This window comes from Diplocloster hominis (genome assembly GCF_032380655.1).
Lineage (GTDB): Bacteria > Bacillota > Clostridia > Lachnospirales > Lachnospiraceae > Diplocloster > Diplocloster hominis.
The window spans coordinates 41,388-61,973 of the sequence record NZ_JAWDIY010000007.1 but is presented as its reverse complement, the minus strand read 5'-3'; the positions used below and the strand labels follow the sequence as shown (position 1 = coordinate 61,973).

The following is a 20,586-nucleotide window of genomic DNA, read 5'->3' as shown; positions in this document are numbered from 1 at the left end:
GACACTATGGCCGGGCTCCCTTATACTTGTGTAATAAGCCAAAGCCCATAAGAATCAATCCCGCAAGAATGATCAGAGAAGTGAGAAAGAAAAACACGGGCATAGGCTGCTTTGAGAAATAGAAGGTGATGTCAGGCATCCATTCCATATCAACGAGCTGCTCTTTGAGCTGATAAGCCCAGCAGAGGAGAAAATCAATGACCAGGAGAAAGAATCCCAGGATCATGGTTTTAAAGCCGGTTAGGATCTCCTGATGACTGGTATTGATGTGGGCTAACTGTGAGAGCAGGCTGCTGCCGATGGACGGATTCGTACCTGTATCCGAAGATGCAGGTACCTCCGGTTCAAGGGAAGGCCCGGTGTTCCGGGGAGTATCCCTGAGGAGTTCGTCTGCGGAGATGGCGAACAGATCGCAGAGCAATAGGACTTTGCTAAGTTCCGGGACAGCGTCATCCAACTCCCATTTGGAGACCGCCTGTCGTGAGACATTTAACTGCTCCGCTAACTGTTCCTGTGAGATGCCGCTTGCTTTTCTGAGCTGCTGTATCTTTTGGCCTAAAGTCATGAGTCATCCTCCTGTAATGGAATTTGGAAATATTTTAAATGGCAATCGATCGAATCAGCTATAAATGAGTCAGACGATCTGTTGTAGTTATAGAATAGTATAGAAGATAATCGTAAAAAGGGCTACCAAGCGGGGCTGGAATCTGCGCAACCACAAGTTGCAGCGGTATTCCCGAAAGCTATGGCGGCCCTTTTCTTTTATCACTTATATTAAGGAAAACGGGAAAAGAAAGATCAGCGCTTGTAAGAATACCAGTATAGGCAGCTGACCAGTCCTGCGCCGCCGGCCAGATTTCCCAGGGATACGCTGATGAGATTCTTTATTCCGTTCATCACAGTGAGAGAATCAAAGGATACCCCGGACGCCAGTGCAGCCTGCGCATACCCGGGATCAGATGCTGCCATCAGGCCCGCGGGTATAAAATACATATTGGCGACACTGTGCTCAAAGCCGCAGAGTACAAAAACCAGAATCGGCAGATATAACGCCGCCAGCTTGCCGGTGACATGGACTGCCCGGAAGGTCATAAGGACTGCCACACACACCAGGATATTGCACAGAATGCCGAGGGCAAACGCCTGGGGTACGTCAAGGGCGCATTTGGCCGCTGCCGTCCGGATGGTGGCAACGGCAGTCTGATAACCGAACAGATTCAGCTGTCCGCTGACAACGACTAGAAACGCGGTGATGAGGGAACCCAACAGATTTCCCAGATAAACGATCCCCCAGTTCCTCAGCATTCCCCCGAGCGAAATCTGTTTTTGCAGTACACCGATCATCATCAGATGATTGCCGGTGAAAAGTTCACTGCCGGCGATGACCACCATTGCCAACCCCGCAGGAAATACCAATCCGCTTAAAAGCCTGGCTAACGCGGGATTTTCTATTGTGCTGGACACGGTATTGGAAGCCGCGGCTCCGACGGAGATAAAGATTCCGGCCAGGATACTTAAGGCCAGAAGCTTCCGCCAGGGCATAGATGCCTTTGCCTTACTGCTATCGATGACCAGGTTCAGAGTTTCAACGGATGTATGCATGGAAATCTCCCCTTATTTACAGATTACTGATATCTACTAAGATACCAGAAAAAGGCGGAAGTGTCTATTGGGAGTTGGTGGGGGAAAGGCGGAGTCTAAATGAAATCGGCCCCGCCGGTTATGGGTTCGCGGCTGATTCACCGGGAATGCTTTGGAAAATAAATGGGATATGATATAATAAAATATAAAATCAAAAATTAAATTGTAACAGCCGGAAAGGATGGGATGAAGAATGGGATTCACGGAGATAAAAGCGGAGGAGCTATTGTTTAATCCATTTACGAAAATTGGGAAGGAATGGATGCTGATTACTGCCGGAACGGAAGAAAAATTTAATACGATGACAGCCAGCTGGGGCGGTGTGGGCGTATTGTGGGGAAAGAATACCGTTACGGTTTACATCCGGGAGAGCAGATATACGAAGGAATTTGTGGACGCCGGCGACACTTTTACGGTGGCATTTTTTAGTGAAGATTACCGGGAAGCGCTGAATATCTGCGGCAGTGTATCGGGCAGAGAGGAGGACAAGGTGAAATGTGCCGGACTGACGCCCTGTTTTATGGATCAGACTGCCGCATTTGAAGAGGCGGATATGATTTTTGTCTGTAAACGTCTCTATCACGCTGAGATGCCTCCGCAGAATTTTGATGCTCCGGAAAATGATGAAAAATGGTATCCTGCCAAGGATTACCACACCATGTATATCGCGGAAATCCAAAAAGTTCTGGTGCGTGATCAGACAGCGGATTAAACCTATTTTGCCCCCGGGAGACTGGCAGATCCAATTCCGGGGGCTTTTTAGTTCTGCAACTCACTGCGCCTAAAAGTATACTTTACAGCATCCCTTAATGCATGCCCTTCGGGCGGGGTCGCGGCATGGCAAATCCTCGTGATGCAAAACGACCGCACGATCCTGGAGAAACCCCTGGACATCAACCCGGCCGACTACCAGGAAACGGTAATGAGCAACTGCTATGTCTACGCTCAATTCCAAGACCAGCTGAACGACTGCAAAACAGGTGATACCATCCGTATCCTAAGCATCCTGACTGATAATTACGGAAACATCAGGCAGACAGAAGTGCGTACTTATACGGTTCCATGATTTACCGGTCCTATAGAAAACAAATCCCAAAATAAATCTTAAAGCAAAACACACACAAAACACTCATAACACGCAAAGCAAAACGCCAGTAGACAGAATTCGGGAAAACTATTACAATAGAGAGCAAAAGAATCATTTCAGATGGTGGAAATATTTGGATGGAGGATACAGCAGAGGAGATTTTATGGAGGAATTAAGGCTGGTTTTGCAGGATATAATGAATATAGATTTGATACAGGTGACGATGAGCCAAGCCAGGGGCACGCAGGACTTAACAAAGATAAAAATACGGCCGATGCTTCGGCGGGAGCAGTTGTTTTTTCAGGCAGAAGAATTTCGGAATCATCAGGTGTTCCATCAGAATCTGGACGTAGATCAGGTGAGAGCCTATGTCCTGGAAAAAATGGAGAATTGTTTTAAGCAGCTGCAGGCGGAGACGAAGCTGGAAAGCGTGAGTGTACTGGTCAGCAAAAAGGGCAGGGTAACTGTAAAGAGGCAGCGTCTGAAACAGGCAAAAGAGCAGGGGGACCTGTCCCATAATCGCAAGAAACAGTATGTGCTGCCCGAAGGAACGGCGGTTCCCTTTTTAGTGGATCTGGGTGTCATGACCCGGGAAGGAAACGTGGTTAAAAGCAAATATGATAAATACCGGCAGATCAACCGGTTTCTGGAATTTATCCGGGATGTGCTGCCGGAGCTGCCGAAAGGACGTCAGCTAACGATCCTGGATTTCGGATGCGGAAAATCTTATCTGACCTTCGCCATGTATTATTATCTGAAAGAACTGGAAGGATATGATATACGGATTATTGGGCTGGATCTGAAAAAAGATGTGATTGACCATTGTAATCAGTTAAGCCGGAGGTACGGATACGACAAGCTGGATTTTCTGACGGGGGATATCGCGGATTATGAAGGGGTATCGGAAGTGGATCTGGTGGTGACCCTTCATGCCTGTGACACGGCCACGGATTTTGCTCTGGCCAAGGCAGTCCGGTGGAACGCAAAGGTGATTTTGTCGGTGCCCTGCTGTCAGCATGAGCTGAACGGGCAGATGGGAAGCGATGTTCTGGAGCCGCTGTTCCGGTACGGGATTATTAAGGAGCGGATCGCGGCGCTCGCTACCGACGCGCTGCGGGCAGAGCTTCTGGAGCAGCAGGGATATCGGGTGCAGATTCTGGAGTTTATCGACATGGAACATACACCGAAGAATCTGTTGATTCGGGCTGTGAAAACGCGTAAAATGGAGAATAGCCCGGAGCGGTATGAGGCGTGCCGGGATTTTCTGGGGGTTCATCCTTCTTTGGAAAGGTTGCTGTGTGAACAATCTGAAGTGAAGGGAAAGATCAAATGAAGAATTTACTGATTCGGGTCGTCGTGCTGCTGCTTGTGTTCGCAGGTGGAATCGTTGCGTTTAGCAGCATTTTAGATAAAGGGAATGCCGGCCTGACGGCAGAGATGGCGTCGGCTACGTTGCCCGTGGCATATACGGAAGTAGAGGGCATGCAGGTGAACCGTATGCAGGGCTATACCCAGGAGATGGACGCCAATTATGTCCGGGATTCCATCACGCCGCTGCCCCAGGACCGGAAGCTTGCCGTTTTGATCCAGGAATACGGCAATGAGATAAGAAGCGTTTCCTACGAAGTGCGGAGTATTGACACGACCCGTCTGGTGGAAGATACGCAGGTCATGGATTTTTCCCAAAGTGACGGTTATTTTCGGGTGGTTCTTCCGATCAAGGATCTGCTGGAGCAGGGACAGGAATATATATTAAAACTCATCGTGGAAACGGAAGATGCGACGGTGGACTTCTATACCCGCATTGTCTGCGATGAGGAGATGCATGCAAAGGACTGTGTGGACTTTATGCAGTCTTTTAGTGACGCCACTTTTGAAAAAGAGGAGGCGGATTTTGACATATCCAAATATCTGGAACCGAATTCCCAGGGAGATAATTCCACGTTCCAGCACGTGACCATTCACAGTAAGCTGGCGCAGGTGAACTGGGGAGGAATGGAAGCGGAAAGGACCGGGGATGTGGAAGTGTCCATAAAGGAGATCAGCCCCACCGCCACCTCGGCCGTTTTAAAATATATGGTAACGGCCCCGGATGAAAACGGTAACGCAGAGAGTTATCATGTGTCCGAGTTTTTCCGGGTGCGCTATACCCAGGACAGGATGTATCTGCTGGACTATGACCGGACCATGGAGCAGGTGTTTGACAAGGAAGGCGCCCAGTTCGGGAAACAGTCCATTTATCTGGGAATCCGGGATCATGAGATAGATTTTAAAACAAATGAAAAGGGAGATAAGATCAGCTTTGTCCAGGAACGGGAACTGTGGCAGTATGATCAGACCGAGGATAAGATGTCACGGGTGTTCAGTTTCTATGACGGAAAAGACCTGCGGGCTTCCTGTGACCAGCATGAGATCAAGATCATAGACGTGGACGAGGAAGGGAATACGGATTTCATGGTCTATGGATACATGAACCGGGGACGCCATGAGGGGAAATCCGGTGTCTGTGTCTACAAATTCAGCAGTGTGTCGAATACCATTGAGGAAACCGCGTTTATCAGCAGTCCAAAATCCTATCAATTATTAGATCAGGATATGGGAGTTCTTTCCTATGTAAATAAGGCGGGGAAACTGTTTTTGATGATCAACGGCAGCCTCTATCAGATCGATCTGGCTTCGGGAAATAGTCAGACACTGGCTTCCGGTATCAAAGAAGGCTGTTACAGCGTGTCCGAGAACAACCGTCTGTTCGCCTGGCAGGAACAAAACGATCCGTACCACTCCACCAGCATTACGGTTATGGATCTGGAAAACGGGTTCAAACATACGGTAAACGCGGAAGAAGGAGATTATATCCGGGCCCTTGGATTCGTTGATACGGATTTCATGTACGGAGCTGCCCGGCAGGAAGATCTGGAGACGGAAGTAACCGGGAATATTTTGTTCCCTATGTACCGGCTGGTGATTCTGAATGAGGAAGCAGGACAGAAGGGTGCCGTCGCCAAAGATCTGAATTATGGTGATTCCGGTCTGTATATCTCGGATGCGGCTGTGAACAACAACAGAATCACTCTGTATCGGGTGGAACGCACTGCGGGCGGATATACCCGGACGGATGAAGATTATATCATGACCAATTCGTCGCAGGAGGAACAGAAAGTAAATGCCGGCAGCTATGTGTCGGAATTAAAGGAGACGGTGTATCAGATCTCCCTTCTGTGGCCGGTGGAAAACACAAAACCCAAGCTTCTGCACCCGAAGGAAGTCCTTTTCGAAGATTCCAGAGAAGTAGTGCTGGAAGAAGTGGCCGATCCCAGCAGCAGATTTTATGTCTATGGAAGAGGCAGGCTGCAGGCCGTCTGCGCGCAGGCAGGTCCGGCGATTCGTCTGGCGGATGAGATCATGGGTGTAGTCGTGGCGGATAATCAGAAATATGTGTGGGAGCGGGGCAACCGTAAGCTTCGGACCCAGCTTTCCGACCTTTCCGCGGAAACGGTCGAGGAGGGAAAAACCAGCCTTTCCGTATGCCTGGATGTTATGCTGAAGAGACAGGAGATTTATATTAATTCTCAGGAATTTATAAACAGCGGGAAGTCGACGGTAGATATTCTGAACGAGCAGCTGGAAAACCGCGCGGTGGATCTGACCGGCTGTACTCTGGAAGAGACCTTTTATTATATCAGCAACGGCGCGCCGGTGATCGGCATGATCGACGGGACCAATGCGGTGCTGCTGATGGGATACGATGAGGTGAGTGTAAGCTATATGAACCCATCCAGCGGTTCGATCGAGAAAAAAGGATTAAAGGCTTCAGCGGAAATGTTTGAGGCTGCGGGGAATGTATTTATCAGTTCTGTGAAATAATAGATCAGAGAAATACCCAGCTAGTAATACTGCGGGCTGTATCTATGAAAACGAATGACTGCCTGCGGCATTACAGGGTATCCTGATTTTTAGCAGGCAGATATGAGTGGGAAGAATGAAAAGAGGATAACTAAAATGGATGAAAGAATCAAACAGCTGGCCCGGAATCTGGTCCGGTATTCCTGCAAGGTAAAGGAAAATGACAAGGTCTATATTCACTATATCGGAGAAGACACAGAAGACCTGGCCCGGGCTGTAATCAAAGAAGTGTATGAGGCAAAGGGAATCCCTTTCGCTCATTTCACCGGACAGCGCGTACAGCGGGAGATCCTGCTGAACTGTACGGAAGAACAGATGAAGCTGATGGCTGAGGTGGATGCTCTGGAAATGTCCAAAATGGACTGCTATATCGGCATCCGGGGTTCTGCCAACTCATCAGAGCTGGCGGATGTGCCGGCGGAAAAAATGAAACTGTATGAGAAGCTGTATTCCACCCCGGTGCATCATGAAATCCGTGTTCCCAAGACCCGATGGGTGATCCTGCGCTACCCCAACGCGTCCATGGCCCAGCTTTCCAATACCAGCACGGAAGCTTTTGAGGACTTTTATTATAAAGTCTGCAATCTGGATTATTCCAAAATGCTCACTGCCATGCAGGAACTGGTAAAACTGATGAATCGCACCGACCGGGTGCGTCTCACGGGGCCTGGCACGGACTTAAGCTTTTCCATCAAGGATATTCCCGCGATCCCCTGTGCCGGAGAGATGAATATCCCGGACGGAGAAGTTTTTACCGCTCCGGTCAGAGACTCGGTAAACGGAAAGATTTCCTATAATACCCCCTCGCCGTATCAGGGATTTACCTTCGAAAATGTCTGTCTGGAGTTCAAAAACGGGAAAATTATCAATGCCACGGCCAATGATACTACCAGAATCAACCAGATCTTCGATACGGATCAGGGAGCCAGATATGTGGGAGAGTTCGCCATAGGTGTGAACCCGTATGTGCTGGAGCCTATGAAGGATATCCTGTTTGATGAGAAGATCATGGGGTCCATCCACTTTACACCGGGAAACTGCTACGAGGAAGCACCCAATGGCAATGAGTCGGCGATCCACTGGGATCTGGTTCTGATCCAGAGGCCGGAGTACGGCGGCGGGGAGATTTATTTTGACGATATGCTGATCCGTAAGGACGGAAGGTTCATGCTTCCCGAGCTGGAGTGCTTAAACCCGGAAAATCTGATGTAAGACACATCTTCAGGGCGTAAGACATATCCCCGAGAGAGGATCTGATTGAAAAAAATTCCGGGGCTGTCTGGAAATGAACAAGTCATACCAGATATGGAATATGATTGCAGGTTTCACATCAATATCTGGCAGGCAAATTTTATTTCCCGACAGCCCCGGAACCTATTCACAAGATGCAGGGCAGTCCGGCAGTAACGATATGTCAGGATATGTAGTCCGCTTACCAGGGCTGTATTATTTTGCACGTATCCGGTGACACTCGGTTCATTTACATATTCTTAAATATTCTTTACATATTCTTAAATATTCTTTACATATTCTTAAATATCAGATGCTTATATTTGTTCAGTGCGAACATTAATACAAGACCGAGGATTCCGCAACACGCAACTTCTCCAATGCCCACAGTCAGCATCATAAACGGGATCGGTAAAATAATCAGATACCCATAGCGCAGAATAAATGGTACGATCAGGATATTAGCCAGGATCGGCGGCAGAGGCACCAGGCAGCGGTGTTTCCGCAGCAGATAAGAACCCACGGCTCCGATCAACGTAGCCAGACTGCCGAAAATGATATCGGGGAGAATGGAACCTGCCAGAATATTTCCAAGCAGACAGCCCACAAATAGGCCGGGTATGGCGGCTGGGGTGAACATGGGAAGGATGGTCAGAGCTTCCGCGATGCGAAACTGGACCTGCCCGAAACCAAACGGGGCGAATACGAGTGTCAGCACGACATAGACAGCGGCTATCATGGCCGCCTGGGTGATAAATACTACCTTTTTGCTTTTCATTTTTAATCTCCTTTAGTTTTGTTTTACGTGTGGAAGGTCTCGAACACACGGATTATTTGCCATGAATCCTTAGTATTTGTAAGGGCTTTGGCTTTTTTAGTATAGCAGGGAAAAGGGAAAAGTCAAGTCAGATTAAAAAGCAACATGAAAATTTGGCATGGAAAGTTTGTTTATGTAAAATCTTGTAATGTGAATGTAGAAGTGCTATTATAGTTATATAAAGAAGTGCTACCGAATATACGGTTAGCCCAAGAAAATAGTTTAATCAAAAATGACCGCTTGTTTTCTCAGGACAGGGCGGTCATTTTTGTGATTTATGATTGCTTCCTATGGCATATCCAAGTCCGAACGCTGTCAGTACAAGACCGATAACAGCGATCAGACCTTCAAGTGTCAACATTGGAAACACCCTCTTTCGTACAAATTCCCTAATCACAAGTGAGGAGGGTTTCTATGTAATCAGAGGGTCACAGTCCCTCTGTAAGAGGGCTAACCGCATACCCGATATTGGTAGCACCGTATTTATTATATCATCGTAGTTTGCCGGAAACAAGTATTCACATTCTTGAGTTTCCGCAATCTGTAATTGAATACTAAACTTGATCAACTTGTTTGGCATGGAAAGTTTGTTTATGTAAAATCTTGTAATGTGAATGTAGAAGTGCTATTATAGTTATATAAAGAAGTGCTACCGAATATACGGTTAGCCACAAATTGATTTAGTTATTACAAAAATAACCGCATCATTTGCAGTGAGGGCGGTTATTTTTGTGATTTATGATTGCTTCCTATGGCATATCCAAGTCCGAACGCTGTCAGTACAAGACCGATAACAGCGATCAGACCTTCAAGTGTCAACATTGGAAACACCCTCTTTCGTACAAATTCCCTAATCACAAGTGAGGAGGGTTTCTATGTAATCAGAGGGTCACAGTCCCTCTGTAAGAGGGCTAACCGCATACCCGATATTGGTAGCACCGTATTTATTATATCATCGTAGTTTGCCGAAAACAAGTATTCACATTCTTGAGTTTCCGCAATCTGTAATTGAATACTAAACTTGATCAACTTGTTTGTTTATGGAGAATCTTGCAGTGTAAACGTAGAAGTGCTATTATAATGGTATGAAAGGTGCTACCGATAGACGGTTGCCCCAGTTAAAAAATTAGCAGAAATAACCGCCGATCTTTCTCAGGGACACGGCGGTTATTTCTTTGCTTCTATGTAAGCTGTCAGGAGAGGAATGATGATTGCAAGACTCATCAGAACTAACGATAACAAAGCATCGCCAGAATCGGCATTTGCCGGAACTGGCGATGCTTAATTAGGGAGTTTTTTTAGAGCTCCTTTAATATTAACCTTCAGCCTCATTTACAATGTCTTCCAGACATTTAATGAGATCCTGAAGAGTGTAGAGCTGAACATTACGCTCCAGTATCGCATTTTTCAGATCTACGGAAAGGGTTTCAAACTTTTCCTGGAGAGCGGGAGCTACATATGACATCATCATCACCTCACAGATAGTGTAACCCGAACCTGTTAAAAATATTTCTGAACTTTCACCTTCAAGATACGATTTACAATAGTATACATAGTCATAACATCCGGGTGAAATTCTGTTTTATTGTATAATTTTGGCTGTTATGTTAGAATGAAAGCACATGAAATGCGAGTTGGCATTACAATGACTACACATTACATAACAAGAATAGGAGCGCGGCTCGAATATACCTCGCTGACTATTTTCATGCATCGACCGCTAAAATACCGCAAAGTATTCATAGCGAAAAAACAGCCATGTGCACAGAACAAAAGGAGAGGGATTATGTATACTTATAAAATATATGAATGGCTCTTATTTTTCTTTTTTTACTGCTTTTTCGGATGGGTGTTTGAGTCTACCGTAGTATCCGTCAGCAAGCGCCGGTTTGTGAACAGGGGATTTCTGCGGGGGCCTTTCATACCGATTTATGGGGAAGGCGCCATCATGATTCTGTTCGTGACGCTGCCGGTGAGGGATAATATCCCGCTTATTTTTTTAATGGGTATGATCGGGGCTACTTTGCTGGAACTGGCCATCGGCGCCCTGATGGAGTCTATTTTCAAAGTGAAATACTGGGATTACAGCAGCCATAAGATCCAGTACAAGGGTTATATCTGTATGAGCAGTTCGCTTTGCTGGGGCGCTTTATCGGTTCTGCTGATCAAGGTGATCCATAAACCGATTGAAAACCTGATACTTATGCTCCCAAATATGGCCGCCATTATTCTTTCGCTTGGTATTTCCGGTTATTTTATCTATGACACAGTAGTTTCGATCATAGATGCATGGGGCATGAAGAAGATTCTGGAAATGATTACCAGTGCCAAGGAAGAGATGTCGGATCTGCTCATGCAGCTGGAAATCAAAAAAGAGATTACCAGGGAACAATGGATCGTGCGGAAACAGGAATTGAAAATGCGTCTGGAGGATCTGCAGTTAGGGCCGGACCGGGAGCCGCTGCGTGTGCGTTTGAGAGAAGCTATAGCGGAACATGAAGTTCTGGAGCAAAAGCTGAACGCAGGTAAGAACCGGATACTGAAACGAAATCCCAGCGCTTCTTCGAAAAAATTTGCGGATGCCCTTGCCAGTTTGAAAGATTATATGGAAGAAAATCGGAAAAACGGCAAGAATATATCTAAATAAATTTTTATTCAACCGGAACGCTCGTCCTGCTGAATAAAAATAATCGAAAGGAGTGGCCGGTATATGCAGATATATGAAGGAAAAACGGCTTTTCGCGGGATAGCAGAAGGGAAGATAAAGGTCTACAGAAAGGACCAGCAGCAAATCAAAAGAGAGCACGCGGAAGATACACAGGAAGAGCTGCTGCGTTTCGAAAGGGCGAAGGGGGAAGCGCTTCGGCAGCTAACCTTGCTTTATGAAAAAGCGTTAAAGGAAGTGGGGGAAGCAAACGCCGCGATCTTTGAGGTGCATCAGATGATGTTAGAAGATCCGGACTATGTGGAATCCATCACGAATATGATCCGTACCCAGAAAGTGAACGCGGCCTATGCAGTGGCCTCTACCGGCGATAATTTTTCCCAGATGTTCAGCATGATGGAAGATGATTATATGCGGGAACGGGCGGCGGATATCCGGGATATCTCCGAACGGCTGGTGGGCATACTGGCCGGACGTAACGGATCACAGATGGAACTTACCGAACCGGTGATCCTGGTCGCGGACGACCTGGCGCCCAGCGAGACCGTTCAGCTGGATAAAGATAAAGTGCTGGCGTTTGTAACCGTACATGGCTCTTCCAATTCTCATACTGCGATCCTGGCCCGGACGATGAATATACCGGCGCTGTTTCAAGTCAGCATTCCGCTTAATGATGCCGTAGACGGAAAAGAGGGGATCGTAGACGGCTATCATGGCAAGATCTATCTGGAGCCCGAACCCAAGGTGAGAGAAGAACTGGAAACCAGACAGGCGGAAGAGAAAAAGAAACAGGAGCTGCTCTGGCAGCTAAAGGGCAAAGAAAATGTTACGCTGGACGGCAGAAAGATAGAGATCTACGCAAACATCGGCAGCTTTGGGGATGTGGCTGCTGTGCTGCAGAATGATGCAGGCGGAATTGGGCTGTTCCGAAGTGAGTTTTTGTATCTGGAATCTGAGGATTACCCCACAGAAGAGGAACAGTTTCAGGTATACAAAAAAGTGGCGGAAAGTATGGCGGGCCGTAAAGTGATTATCCGCACACTGGATATCGGAGCAGATAAGCAGGTTGATTATTTTCAGATGGAACCGGAGGAAAATCCGGCTCTCGGATACCGGGCGATCCGGATCTGCCTGGACCGTCCGGAGATATTTAAGACACAGCTTCGTGCAATTTACAGGGCAAGCGCATACGGGACAGTATCTATTATGTATCCGATGATCATTTCCGTGGAGGAAGTAGATCAGATCACTGAGATTGTCCGGGAGGTGCAGGAGGAATTAAAGCGGCAGCAGATCCCATATGGAGATGTGGAGCAGGGGATTATGATCGAGACGCCTGCGGCGGCTCTGATCAGCGATCTGCTGGCCAGGAAAGTGGATTTCTTCAGTATCGGAACGAATGACCTGGTGCAGTATACACTGGCATCAGACCGGCAGAATCCGAAACTGGAGCAGCTGTGTGACCCTCACCATCCGGCGATTCTGCGCCTGATCCGTATGGTCGCGGATAACGCGCACCGGGAAGGAATCTGGGTGGGTATCTGCGGTGAGCTGGGCGCTGACCTCACACTGACAGAGACATTTCTGAACATGGGAATCGATGAGCTTTCGGTATCCCCGGGCCTGGTATTGAGCGTCCGCAAAAAGGTAAGGGAAACGAAGCTTCGGTGAACGTCCATGGAGGAGATCGCCATGCTTTAATCAGGAGGAACATTTAATGACAGGCACACATATGATGCTGCATGAGATCATCGAAGAGCATAGTGAGCGGATCGGCCATATACGTAAATACTATCCGTATTTTAAGCTGGCAGAGACGTCTTTTACCCAATATAAAGACGGAAAATTCAACCAGCTGGATATGGGATATATACTTCTGGCCGTTCTGCGTTTTTTTATAGAAGAGAATAATTTCAAAGAAAAAGAAGTCCTCTATTCGGAATACGAGACTTTTGTCACGGCCCTGCTGCGCCGGGATTTTGATTGCTATCTGGAAGAAGAGGAAAACAAGGAACTGGTTTCCTATATTTTTGACAAAATCACAAACGAGGGGAAACCGTTTCGTTATGTCTATTTTGACCCTGCAGACCGGAAACAGAAAACGATCCGGATGCGCCTGTTAAAGAGCAGTATCCAGAACGGTGTCGTGCGCTATTCCATTACCTCCGAAGCGGTGGAATTCTATCTGGACACAAAAGAGATCAAGGAAGAAAGTACCATCAGTGTGGAGCAGCTATTGCTGGAAAAGCTGATCAACAGCCAGAACTTCCGGCAGGGTGCAGAAGTGGTCCGCCGCATCAACAATGAGGTGAGCCGGCTGCAGAACAGGAAAAATGAGGTGCTGCGGATACTGGGGCAGGATGTATTTGAAGGTATTCGGGCTTACGAAGAATTCCTGGACACGGGTATGCGCTGGTTCAAGGAGGAGCAGCATCTGTTCCGGAAAAACAGTGAACTGATCCACAGAGCCCTGGAACGGGCGGCGCAGGATGAGGCCTCCGGGGAATATAACAGTCAGTATTACCGGGCCATGGATGACATCTATGGGTTGGAACTGGAACTAAAGAAAGCGGTGCAAAAACACAGCGAGCTGCTCAGTGCCTGTACCCAGCTTCAGAAGCAGGCCGATGAGCGGATCGTAAAAGCCCGGGTCCAGTCCCTTAAGAGCTCTTTTGACTTCAGGCAGGCCGTGTCCCGGATGATGGACCGGGACCGGGCCGACCTTTTAGGGGAGCTGGTCCGGCCGCTGGTGAATCTGAAAATCCAGAAAAGCTTCTATCTGCCAAACCTGGATAATCTCCTGACTTACCGTCCGGACCAGCAGGAGACCGGTGAGAAGATCGGGGAGCAGGTCGAAGAGACATACATATATTTAGACGAAGCCATAGAACTAAGAATCCATGAGAATTTTGAAATCCTTCTGACGGAGCTGTTCCACTGGCTTTTGCAGAAAGCGGTCTTTACCCTGAAGGAATGGAACGGGTATCTGGAAGAGAAATATACGAACCGGATTTTCCGAAACGGTGACTACTATACATTTTTGGTCCATCTCTGTCTGAAGGAGGAATACCAGGTCCGGGAGATCAGGAAGAATCCCGATACTTTTCTGGAAGAACGGATGAACGCTTTTCTGGAAAAGAGAGAGGAACGCTTATATGAGGACCTTGCCTTTGCTGTGCGAAAGGACTCCGGTACCAGCCTTCAGATCCTGGGCCTGTTTGAGGTGACGAATCTGATATTCGAAAGGAGAGACAATGATGGACAGCCGTAATCTTGAGAAAGCCATGGATATCATATCCTCGTTATTAATAAATGAAGAAATTCACAGGGACAGGGGAGCGAACAGAGGGCTCTATGAAGAATATCTGTCCAACGCTGAAGTCTACGATATGGTGCATTTGATGGCGGGGAAGATGAATCTGTGCCTTTATGAATATCAGGGCGGCATCTATGTGTCGGCAGGCGAGGGAAACCGGGTCTACGGTTATTCCAATGAGGAGCTCAAACGGGTGCTGGGCCTGCGTCTGAACCGGGAACTTTATCTGTGTTATTTCCTGATATATCAGGTGGTGGCCGCCTTCTACCACGATTCGGCCAGTGAGACATTTATCGAATATATGGGCGTCGAGGAGCTGATCCATAATACGGACTCGGCCTTTGCCAAGCTGACTGCGGATCTGGAGATCCTGGTGTTAAAGGAGATGGAGGAGAACAGTTTCAGGACCCTGGCGCTGCTGTGGGAGGAACTGCCGCTCATGACCGGTGAGGAGGGAACCAGTATCCGTGCATCCAGAAACTCCAAAAGGGGTTATAGCAAGCTGGTGTTTAATTTTCTGGTCTCCCAGGAGCTGCTGGCGGAGGCCGAAGAGCGTTATTATCCCACAGCCAGATTCAAGGCGCTGATTACCAACTACTATGAGGAACATCAGGGAAGGCTGTACGAGATACTGAATCAGGAGGAGGAAGAGGACGATGCCGCAGATCAACCGGATTCGGGTGAATAATGTAAAATATAACTTCGGTACCCAATTTTACGACGATTTTGTCATGCGTTTTTCCTGTAAAAACACCATCTATGACCTGGCAAACGGCGGCGGTAAGAGTGTGCTGATGCTTCTTTTACTGCAGAACATGCTGCCAAACTGCACACTGGATGAGAAACAGCCCATCGAGAAGCTGTTCCGGTCCGGGAATGACAACACCGTCATCCACTCGCTGGTGGAATGGAAATTAAATCCCTGCCATATCAAAAATGGTTTTCAGTACATGACCACCGGATTCTGTGCCAGAAAAGCCAGGGAGAACGGCAGTGAAGCTGCCCAGGACAGGAATACGGCCGCGGTGGAATACTTTAATTACTGCATATTCTATCGTGAATTCAATGATAATGATCTGCGCAATCTTCCGCTTTGCAGCGGGGAAGAGCGGATCACCTACCAGGGACTAAAGAATTATCTCCGGGATCTGGAGAAAAAGGATTTCAGTCTCCAGGTACAGCTGTTCGAGCGCAAGGGAGAGTATCAGAGCTTTGTGGCTGATTATGGAATCTATGAGAGCGAGTGGGAGATCATCCGGGGGATCAATAAAACGGAGGGGCATGTCAGAACCTATTTTGAGACCAATTACCGCACTACGCGCAAGGTAGTGGAGGACCTCCTGATCGGGGAAATCATTCAAAAGGCTTTTTTCGCCAGAATGGACAGAAATAAAGAAGAGGTGTCCATGGCCCAGACCCTGTTGGATATCCGGGACAAGCTTCTGGAGCTGTCGCGCAAGAAAAATGAAATCATCAATTATGACCGGCAGATTGAAATGATAGCGGGTTTTGTGAAATGGATGGGTACTTTGAAACATATTTACCATGCCAGGACAGACCTGGAAGATCAGCTGGTCCGGACCTATAATACCTGCCTTCACCGGGAACAGGAAAAGAATCAGGCACGTGAGCGTCTGCAGGAGCGCCGGGAATCCGTAACCGCCCGCAGGCAGGAGCTGATGAGAAAAGCGGAGAGTGCCTCCGTATCTCTGGAGATATGCGGACTGAAAGAGCTGGAACAAAAGATGGACCAATACCGAAAGGAACTGGAAGGCCTGGAGGAAGAGCAAAGAGAATGGAGCGTGCAGTTGACAGAGAAGGAGTCCGCCAACGACTACCTGGACTATCTGGACGCGAAGGCCCATTTCGAGTCAACCAGGGTGGCGATCGACAGTATGCAGAGCCAGAACCAGGGATTGGCAGAACAGCTCTGTGAGCTGGCCGGTCAGATGAAGATCCTGATGGACCGTGACACGGCAGACTTAAAAGAGCGGTTGGCACAGGTGGAAGCCCAGGTCAGTGAAAAAGAAGAACAGCTGCAGGCAGGACTTCGCCGGGAACGGGAGACAGACCGGGCGGCAGCCGTACTGGAAAACAGCAGAATATTACAAAAGGAACACAACCGGCAGACACAGCAAAGGATAGAAGAGCTTTACAGAGAGTCCCATCTACTATTGCTTGAAAAGGCGGGGGAGGAGCTGACCAAAAAGCAAGCGGAGGAACAGGAAGCTCTCCGCCGTATCCGTGATGTGGCAGAGGAGATAAAAACGCTGGAAGAGCAGCTGACCAAGATACGGATCAGCGACGCGCAGCAGAGCTCCAAAGAAGAATCGCTGACTTCCAGGCAAGAAGAATGTCAGGGATATTTCCGCCGGTACCGTGGTAAAAAGCAGCAGCTGGACAAAATAAAAGAAATATATCAGATACCGGAAAACGGAAACGGGCAGGAATTGGTGCGGGAAGCGTTTCAGAACAATCTCTCCGTATGTGTGAGGAAGCGCAGCGAATTCGAAGCGCAGAAGGAAATGCTGTCATCATTGCGTAACAAACAGCCGGTTACTCCTTCCGAAGCGGTTCTGAAATTGAAAGAGCAGATAGAGAGAATTCATGGCATCGAAACCGTCATCGGATGTGAATATGTGGGGGGACTGGAGGAAGAAACCCAGAAGGAGATGCTGGAACGCTATCCTTTGCTGCCCTACGGCCTGCTGGTCAAAGAGGGATACGATCAGGTGGCGTTGGATCAGAACCTGAAATATTCACAGATAGGAGACACAGCGATCCCGGTGCTGTCCCTGACTGCGGTTGAAAAAGGGCAGGAGCTGACAAATGCCCGTGGGATTTCCTTCGTAACGAAGGATGAAAGCCTGTATTATGACGAAGAGCGCAGGCAGCAGGCAGCTGCGAAGCTTGAGAAAGAGTTGGAGGAAAAAGAACGGAAACTTCTGCGCATGGAAACGCAGACCCAGACCATGGAAGAAGATCTGAAATTCCTGCAGAGCTTTGAGACTGTTTCCGACTATGAGGAAAAACAAAAAGAGTTCGAAAAATTAAATCATGAGCTTCGCATACTTCGCCAGCAGGGAGAACAAAATCTTCTGCAAAAGGAGCAGCTGAACAGCCGGATCAGGCAGCTGAACGGGCAGCGCAAAGAGGAAGAAGCAAGGCGGGAATCCCTGGCCGGGGATGTGAACCGGTTGAGATCCCTGACAGAGCTGCAGGCTGCGCTGGAAGACGGGGAAAATAAAATTTATCTACTGGAAAAACAGGCGGCGGAAAAGGCAGTGGAACTTACGAAGCTTCAGGAGCAAACAGGTAAACTTCGAAAAGAATTAACCCATCAGCAGCAGCAAAAGGAGCATATCGGTCAGGAGCTCGACCGGATACAGCAAGAGTGGACAGCGGTCTACGCATCTTATAACCGGGAGGGGGAGGTATCCATACCTACCCATACCAGACGTGAGCTGGAGATGATTTTCAAGGGGAAAAAAGAAGCGTACGAGACGGAATCTTCCGACACATCCGATAAGCTTAAGCTGTTGGAAAACTATCAGGCGGTTATGGAACGGGCAAAAGCAGCGATTCATTACCGCAGCGTCTCATTGGAAGAGCTGGATGCCAGATACGGCGAGGTGGGAATGCAAAGAAGCAGTCAGGAAGACTTGCTTAAAATACGCAGTACCATGCAGGGGGTTCAAGATCGTGTAAAAGAGCTGCAAAAGCAGCTGGACAGGGATCTGGGAACTTACCATAAGAAGCAGGGCAGCGTGCAGCACGCCCGTATCATGATAGAGCAGCAGTACGGTACTTTCGAAGACATGGAGCTGCCGGAGGAACGCCTGGAACTGCTGGTGTCGGAAAACAGAAAGGCAGCGAAGCAGCTGGAAGAAGATCTGGTCCGAGACGAGAACAGCTTAAGAGAGCTGATCTCACAGTGTTATGCGCTGGAAGCCATGCAGGAAGACATGGAACAGATGATGAAAACCGAAGGCATCAACCGGTCGGAAAATCAGGAATTGCTGGAAAGCGGCATTTCTCTGAAAGAAACATATCGCGATCTGAAAAAGCAATATGCGAAAATGAAACGGGAAGAAACGCTGCGGCAGGAAGAGTTCCTGAAAGAGAAAAACAGTCTGGCCGAGATCCTGACAACCCTGGGAGCTTATGATCTGGCCCAGGAGATCAAGCAGAGCATCCGAAGTCCCGAGAGCGCGGCGGAAGTAGACACCCAGACGGAAAAGCTTAGGCAGACCATACGCTGCATCGAGCTGGAAAAAGACAGGGTAGGCAAAGGGATAGAAGATATGTCCAAAATCAAGGATAACTTTGAAAACCAATGTCTCCAAAGCTGCATGAATATCAAAGAAGAGCTGGAGCGCCTGCCCAAACTCTCCAAGATCAATCTGGACGGAAAGCCGGTTTCCATACTGACACTCCAGATCCCTTACCGGCAGGAAGAGCAGTTCAAGGAAGCGATGTCCAGATATGTGGATCAGATCGCGGAGCATGCCGATGCCATAGAAAGCCCCAATGAAAGGCTGAAATATGTCAAAAACCAGCTGGCCTGGAAAAAACTGTTCGCTGTCATCGTAACAGATATGGACGCCATAAAACTGAACCTTTACAAGCGGGAACGGATGATTGAGCAAAGCCGGTATCTTAGGTATGAAGAAGCGGTAGGGAGTACAGGACAGTCCCAGGGGATCTATATCCAGTTCCTGGTAGCAGTTGTAAATTATATCACCAGTATTTATGCGGGAAACACAGATCCGGTAGAGCTGCGGAAAGTGATTTTCATCGATAATCCATTCGGTGCGGCAAAAGATATCTACATCTGGGAACCCATATTCCAGCTGCTCAAAAACAACCATGTCCAGTTGATCGTGCCGGCCCGTGGAGCGACGCCCGCTATAACCGGAAGGTTTGAGGTAAACTACATTCTCGGGCAGAAATTTGTCAGCGGCAGGCAGCAGACAGTTGTTGTGGACTATCGCAGCCAGACTGATGAATCGGAACTGGAATATATCCCGATTACCTATGAGCAGGAACAATTGCAATTAACATAATTATCTGATAAATTCGTAAAATTAGAACAATTCACAGTGAATTATGTGAAGTGTATTTGAATTAAAGAAAAATGTTAAAATTGTGTGAAAACGTATTGACAAATTACCAGGTGAGTGTTACTATAATCACAACAAAAGACAACAGCAACTTCAAATCAAAAATCTACGAAAGCAGTCAAAGATCAAAGATTCCGCAGTAGAGATGAAAGTTCCACTAACAGTAGGATAAGTAATCAGTAACGAAAGGACAGGAATCAGAAAGTAGAAAAGAAGTAAGGTCAGAAAGAAAGATCACAAGTATCAAGAGTTTACTAAGATGAGAGATTTGCAGTAAAGATTTAGATTCGTAACTGATGATGAAAGATGATATGTCATGATTCAGCAGGTTAAGTGATCTGGTCGATACGAAAGATCAGTAATCCATAGTGAAAGATATAAGATCTTAAGTAAGACCAGACAAGAGTTCGGTTTTCAGATTTTATCTTTGATCAGGAATGCGATAGCGGATGAGTAGATTTGATGGAAATGGATAGGAGGTCGAGTCCCGTGGACATGTCAGAAACAAAACTGGTTCAATATGTTAGTGGTATGGCAAATAATTCTTGCGAGAAAGGCCTTATAGTAAAAAGAAGATAAACCAGTGAGAAAGTTATAAGAATAAATCGGAGAGAAAGATCTGGTTAATAGAATAAAATGATTCGGAATTTGCCAACATATTGAAGGAATACCACATCAGTGATCCAAAAATTTTTGATAAACGTGTAAAGAAACGGGAATCAAAAGATAAGAGTAAATCGTATATAATATAGAAAGTCTTCCGCAGCAGTTTTTTTAAGAAGATTGATACATTATATATAGGTT

The 20,586-nt window shown here is 47.5% G+C and carries 14 protein-coding genes; 10 read left to right on the top strand and 4 right to left on the bottom strand.

The annotated features are described in order from the left end of the window. Window positions 1-4: 4 nt before the first annotated feature. Both ABC831_RS08465 and ABC831_RS08460 read right to left on the bottom strand, forming a co-directional pair. Window positions 5-565: a helix-turn-helix domain-containing protein gene (locus ABC831_RS08465; protein WP_343247780.1), complete on the bottom strand. Its 561-nt coding sequence runs from the start codon at window positions 563-565 to the stop codon at window positions 5-7. 233 nt (window positions 566-798) lie between these two features. Next, complete coding sequence (locus tag ABC831_RS08460) at window positions 799-1,602, bottom strand: formate/nitrite transporter family protein (protein WP_343247779.1); 804 nt, start codon at window positions 1,600-1,602, stop codon at window positions 799-801. 232 nt (window positions 1,603-1,834) lie between these two features. On the opposite strand from ABC831_RS08460, the gene ABC831_RS08455 reads away from it, so the two are divergent. The 5 genes from ABC831_RS08455 to ABC831_RS08435 all read left to right on the top strand — a co-directional run bounded on the left by ABC831_RS08455 (window position 1,835) and on the right by ABC831_RS08435 (window position 7,843). Beyond that, window positions 1,835-2,353, top strand: coding sequence for a flavin reductase family protein (locus ABC831_RS08455; protein ID WP_343247778.1), 519 nt, complete (start codon window positions 1,835-1,837; stop codon window positions 2,351-2,353). Between the two features lie 141 nt (window positions 2,354-2,494). After that, on the top strand, window positions 2,495-2,707 hold the full coding sequence (locus ABC831_RS08450; protein WP_343247777.1) for a hypothetical protein: 213 nt from the start codon (window positions 2,495-2,497) through the stop codon (window positions 2,705-2,707). Between the two features lie 184 nt (window positions 2,708-2,891). Further along, the gene (locus ABC831_RS08445) at window positions 2,892-4,061 is read left to right on the top strand and encodes a class I SAM-dependent methyltransferase (protein WP_343247776.1); all 1,170 of its coding nucleotides are present in this window, start codon (window positions 2,892-2,894) and stop codon (window positions 4,059-4,061) included. After that, on the top strand, window positions 4,058-6,592 hold the full coding sequence (locus ABC831_RS08440) for a hypothetical protein (protein ID WP_343247775.1): 2,535 nt from the start codon (window positions 4,058-4,060) through the stop codon (window positions 6,590-6,592). Before ABC831_RS08445 ends, ABC831_RS08440 begins: the two co-directional genes overlap by 4 nt. A gap of 135 nt (window positions 6,593-6,727) precedes the next feature. Next, entirely contained in the window at window positions 6,728-7,843 is a 1,116-nt protein-coding gene (locus ABC831_RS08435) for an aminopeptidase (RefSeq protein WP_343247774.1), read from the top strand. A 310-nt stretch (window positions 7,844-8,153) separates the two neighbouring features. Here the strand turns inward: ABC831_RS08435 and ABC831_RS08430 are convergent, their stop codons facing one another. Beyond that, window positions 8,154-8,639 carry a QueT transporter family protein gene (locus tag ABC831_RS08430; protein ID WP_343247773.1) on the bottom strand — a complete coding sequence of 162 codons (486 nt, stop codon included), beginning with the start codon at window positions 8,637-8,639 and terminating at the stop codon, window positions 8,154-8,156. A 1,354-nt stretch (window positions 8,640-9,993) separates the two neighbouring features. Next, a complete protein-coding gene (locus tag ABC831_RS08425) occupies window positions 9,994-10,143 on the bottom strand; it encodes a molecular chaperone GroEL (protein ID WP_343247842.1) in 150 nt (49 codons plus the stop codon). Window positions 10,144-10,464: 321 nt separating this feature from the next. Here ABC831_RS08425 and ABC831_RS08420 point away from each other — a divergent pair, with 321 nt between their 5' ends. The 5 genes from ABC831_RS08420 (at window position 10,465) to ABC831_RS08400 (ending at window position 19,725) form a co-directional block, all read left to right on the top strand. Next, window positions 10,465-11,325 (top strand): putative ABC transporter permease, encoded by an 861-nt coding sequence (locus ABC831_RS08420; protein ID WP_343247772.1) that lies wholly within the window; start codon window positions 10,465-10,467, stop codon window positions 11,323-11,325. A gap of 63 nt (window positions 11,326-11,388) precedes the next feature. After that, on the top strand, window positions 11,389-13,014 hold the full coding sequence (ptsP, locus tag ABC831_RS08415) for a phosphoenolpyruvate--protein phosphotransferase (RefSeq protein WP_343247771.1): 1,626 nt from the start codon (window positions 11,389-11,391) through the stop codon (window positions 13,012-13,014). A 46-nt stretch (window positions 13,015-13,060) separates the two neighbouring features. Further along, the gene (locus ABC831_RS08410) at window positions 13,061-14,614 is read left to right on the top strand and encodes a hypothetical protein (protein ID WP_343247770.1); all 1,554 of its coding nucleotides are present in this window, start codon (window positions 13,061-13,063) and stop codon (window positions 14,612-14,614) included. Next, window positions 14,601-15,347, top strand: a complete 747-nt coding sequence (locus tag ABC831_RS08405; protein WP_343247769.1) for a DUF6063 family protein — start codon at window positions 14,601-14,603, stop codon at window positions 15,345-15,347. The genes ABC831_RS08410 and ABC831_RS08405 overlap by 14 nt, the downstream gene beginning before the upstream one ends. Beyond that, the gene (locus ABC831_RS08400) at window positions 15,316-19,725 is read left to right on the top strand and encodes a coiled-coil domain-containing protein (RefSeq protein WP_343247768.1); all 4,410 of its coding nucleotides are present in this window, start codon (window positions 15,316-15,318) and stop codon (window positions 19,723-19,725) included. Before ABC831_RS08405 ends, ABC831_RS08400 begins: the two co-directional genes overlap by 32 nt. Window positions 19,726-20,586: the final 861 nt, after the last annotated feature.

Excerpts from the sequence above, each read along its gene's own strand:
- ABC831_RS08465 (WP_343247780.1), bottom strand. The coding sequence starts at position 565 with ATGACTTTAGGCCAAAAGATACAGCAGCTCAGAAAAGCAAGCGGCATC.
- ABC831_RS08420 (WP_343247772.1), top strand. The coding sequence starts at position 10,465 with ATGTATACTTATAAAATATATGAATGGCTCTTATTTTTCTTTTTTTAC.
- ABC831_RS08440 (WP_343247775.1), top strand. The coding sequence starts at position 4,058 with ATGAAGAATTTACTGATTCGGGTCGTCGTGCTGCTGCTTGTGTTCGCA.
- ABC831_RS08455 (WP_343247778.1), top strand. The coding sequence starts at position 1,835 with ATGGGATTCACGGAGATAAAAGCGGAGGAGCTATTGTTTAATCCATTT.
- ptsP (WP_343247771.1), top strand. The coding sequence starts at position 11,389 with ATGCAGATATATGAAGGAAAAACGGCTTTTCGCGGGATAGCAGAAGGG.
- ABC831_RS08400 (WP_343247768.1), top strand. The coding sequence starts at position 15,316 with ATGCCGCAGATCAACCGGATTCGGGTGAATAATGTAAAATATAACTTC.
- ABC831_RS08435 (WP_343247774.1), top strand. The coding sequence starts at position 6,728 with ATGGATGAAAGAATCAAACAGCTGGCCCGGAATCTGGTCCGGTATTCC.
- ABC831_RS08450 (WP_343247777.1), top strand. The coding sequence starts at position 2,495 with ATGCAAAACGACCGCACGATCCTGGAGAAACCCCTGGACATCAACCCG.
- ABC831_RS08460 (WP_343247779.1), bottom strand. The coding sequence starts at position 1,602 with ATGCATACATCCGTTGAAACTCTGAACCTGGTCATCGATAGCAGTAAG.
- ABC831_RS08430 (WP_343247773.1), bottom strand. The coding sequence starts at position 8,639 with ATGAAAAGCAAAAAGGTAGTATTTATCACCCAGGCGGCCATGATAGCC.
- ABC831_RS08445 (WP_343247776.1), top strand. The coding sequence starts at position 2,892 with ATGGAGGAATTAAGGCTGGTTTTGCAGGATATAATGAATATAGATTTG.
- ABC831_RS08425 (WP_343247842.1), bottom strand. The coding sequence starts at position 10,143 with ATGTCATATGTAGCTCCCGCTCTCCAGGAAAAGTTTGAAACCCTTTCC.
- ABC831_RS08410 (WP_343247770.1), top strand. The coding sequence starts at position 13,061 with ATGACAGGCACACATATGATGCTGCATGAGATCATCGAAGAGCATAGT.
- ABC831_RS08405 (WP_343247769.1), top strand. The coding sequence starts at position 14,601 with ATGGACAGCCGTAATCTTGAGAAAGCCATGGATATCATATCCTCGTTA.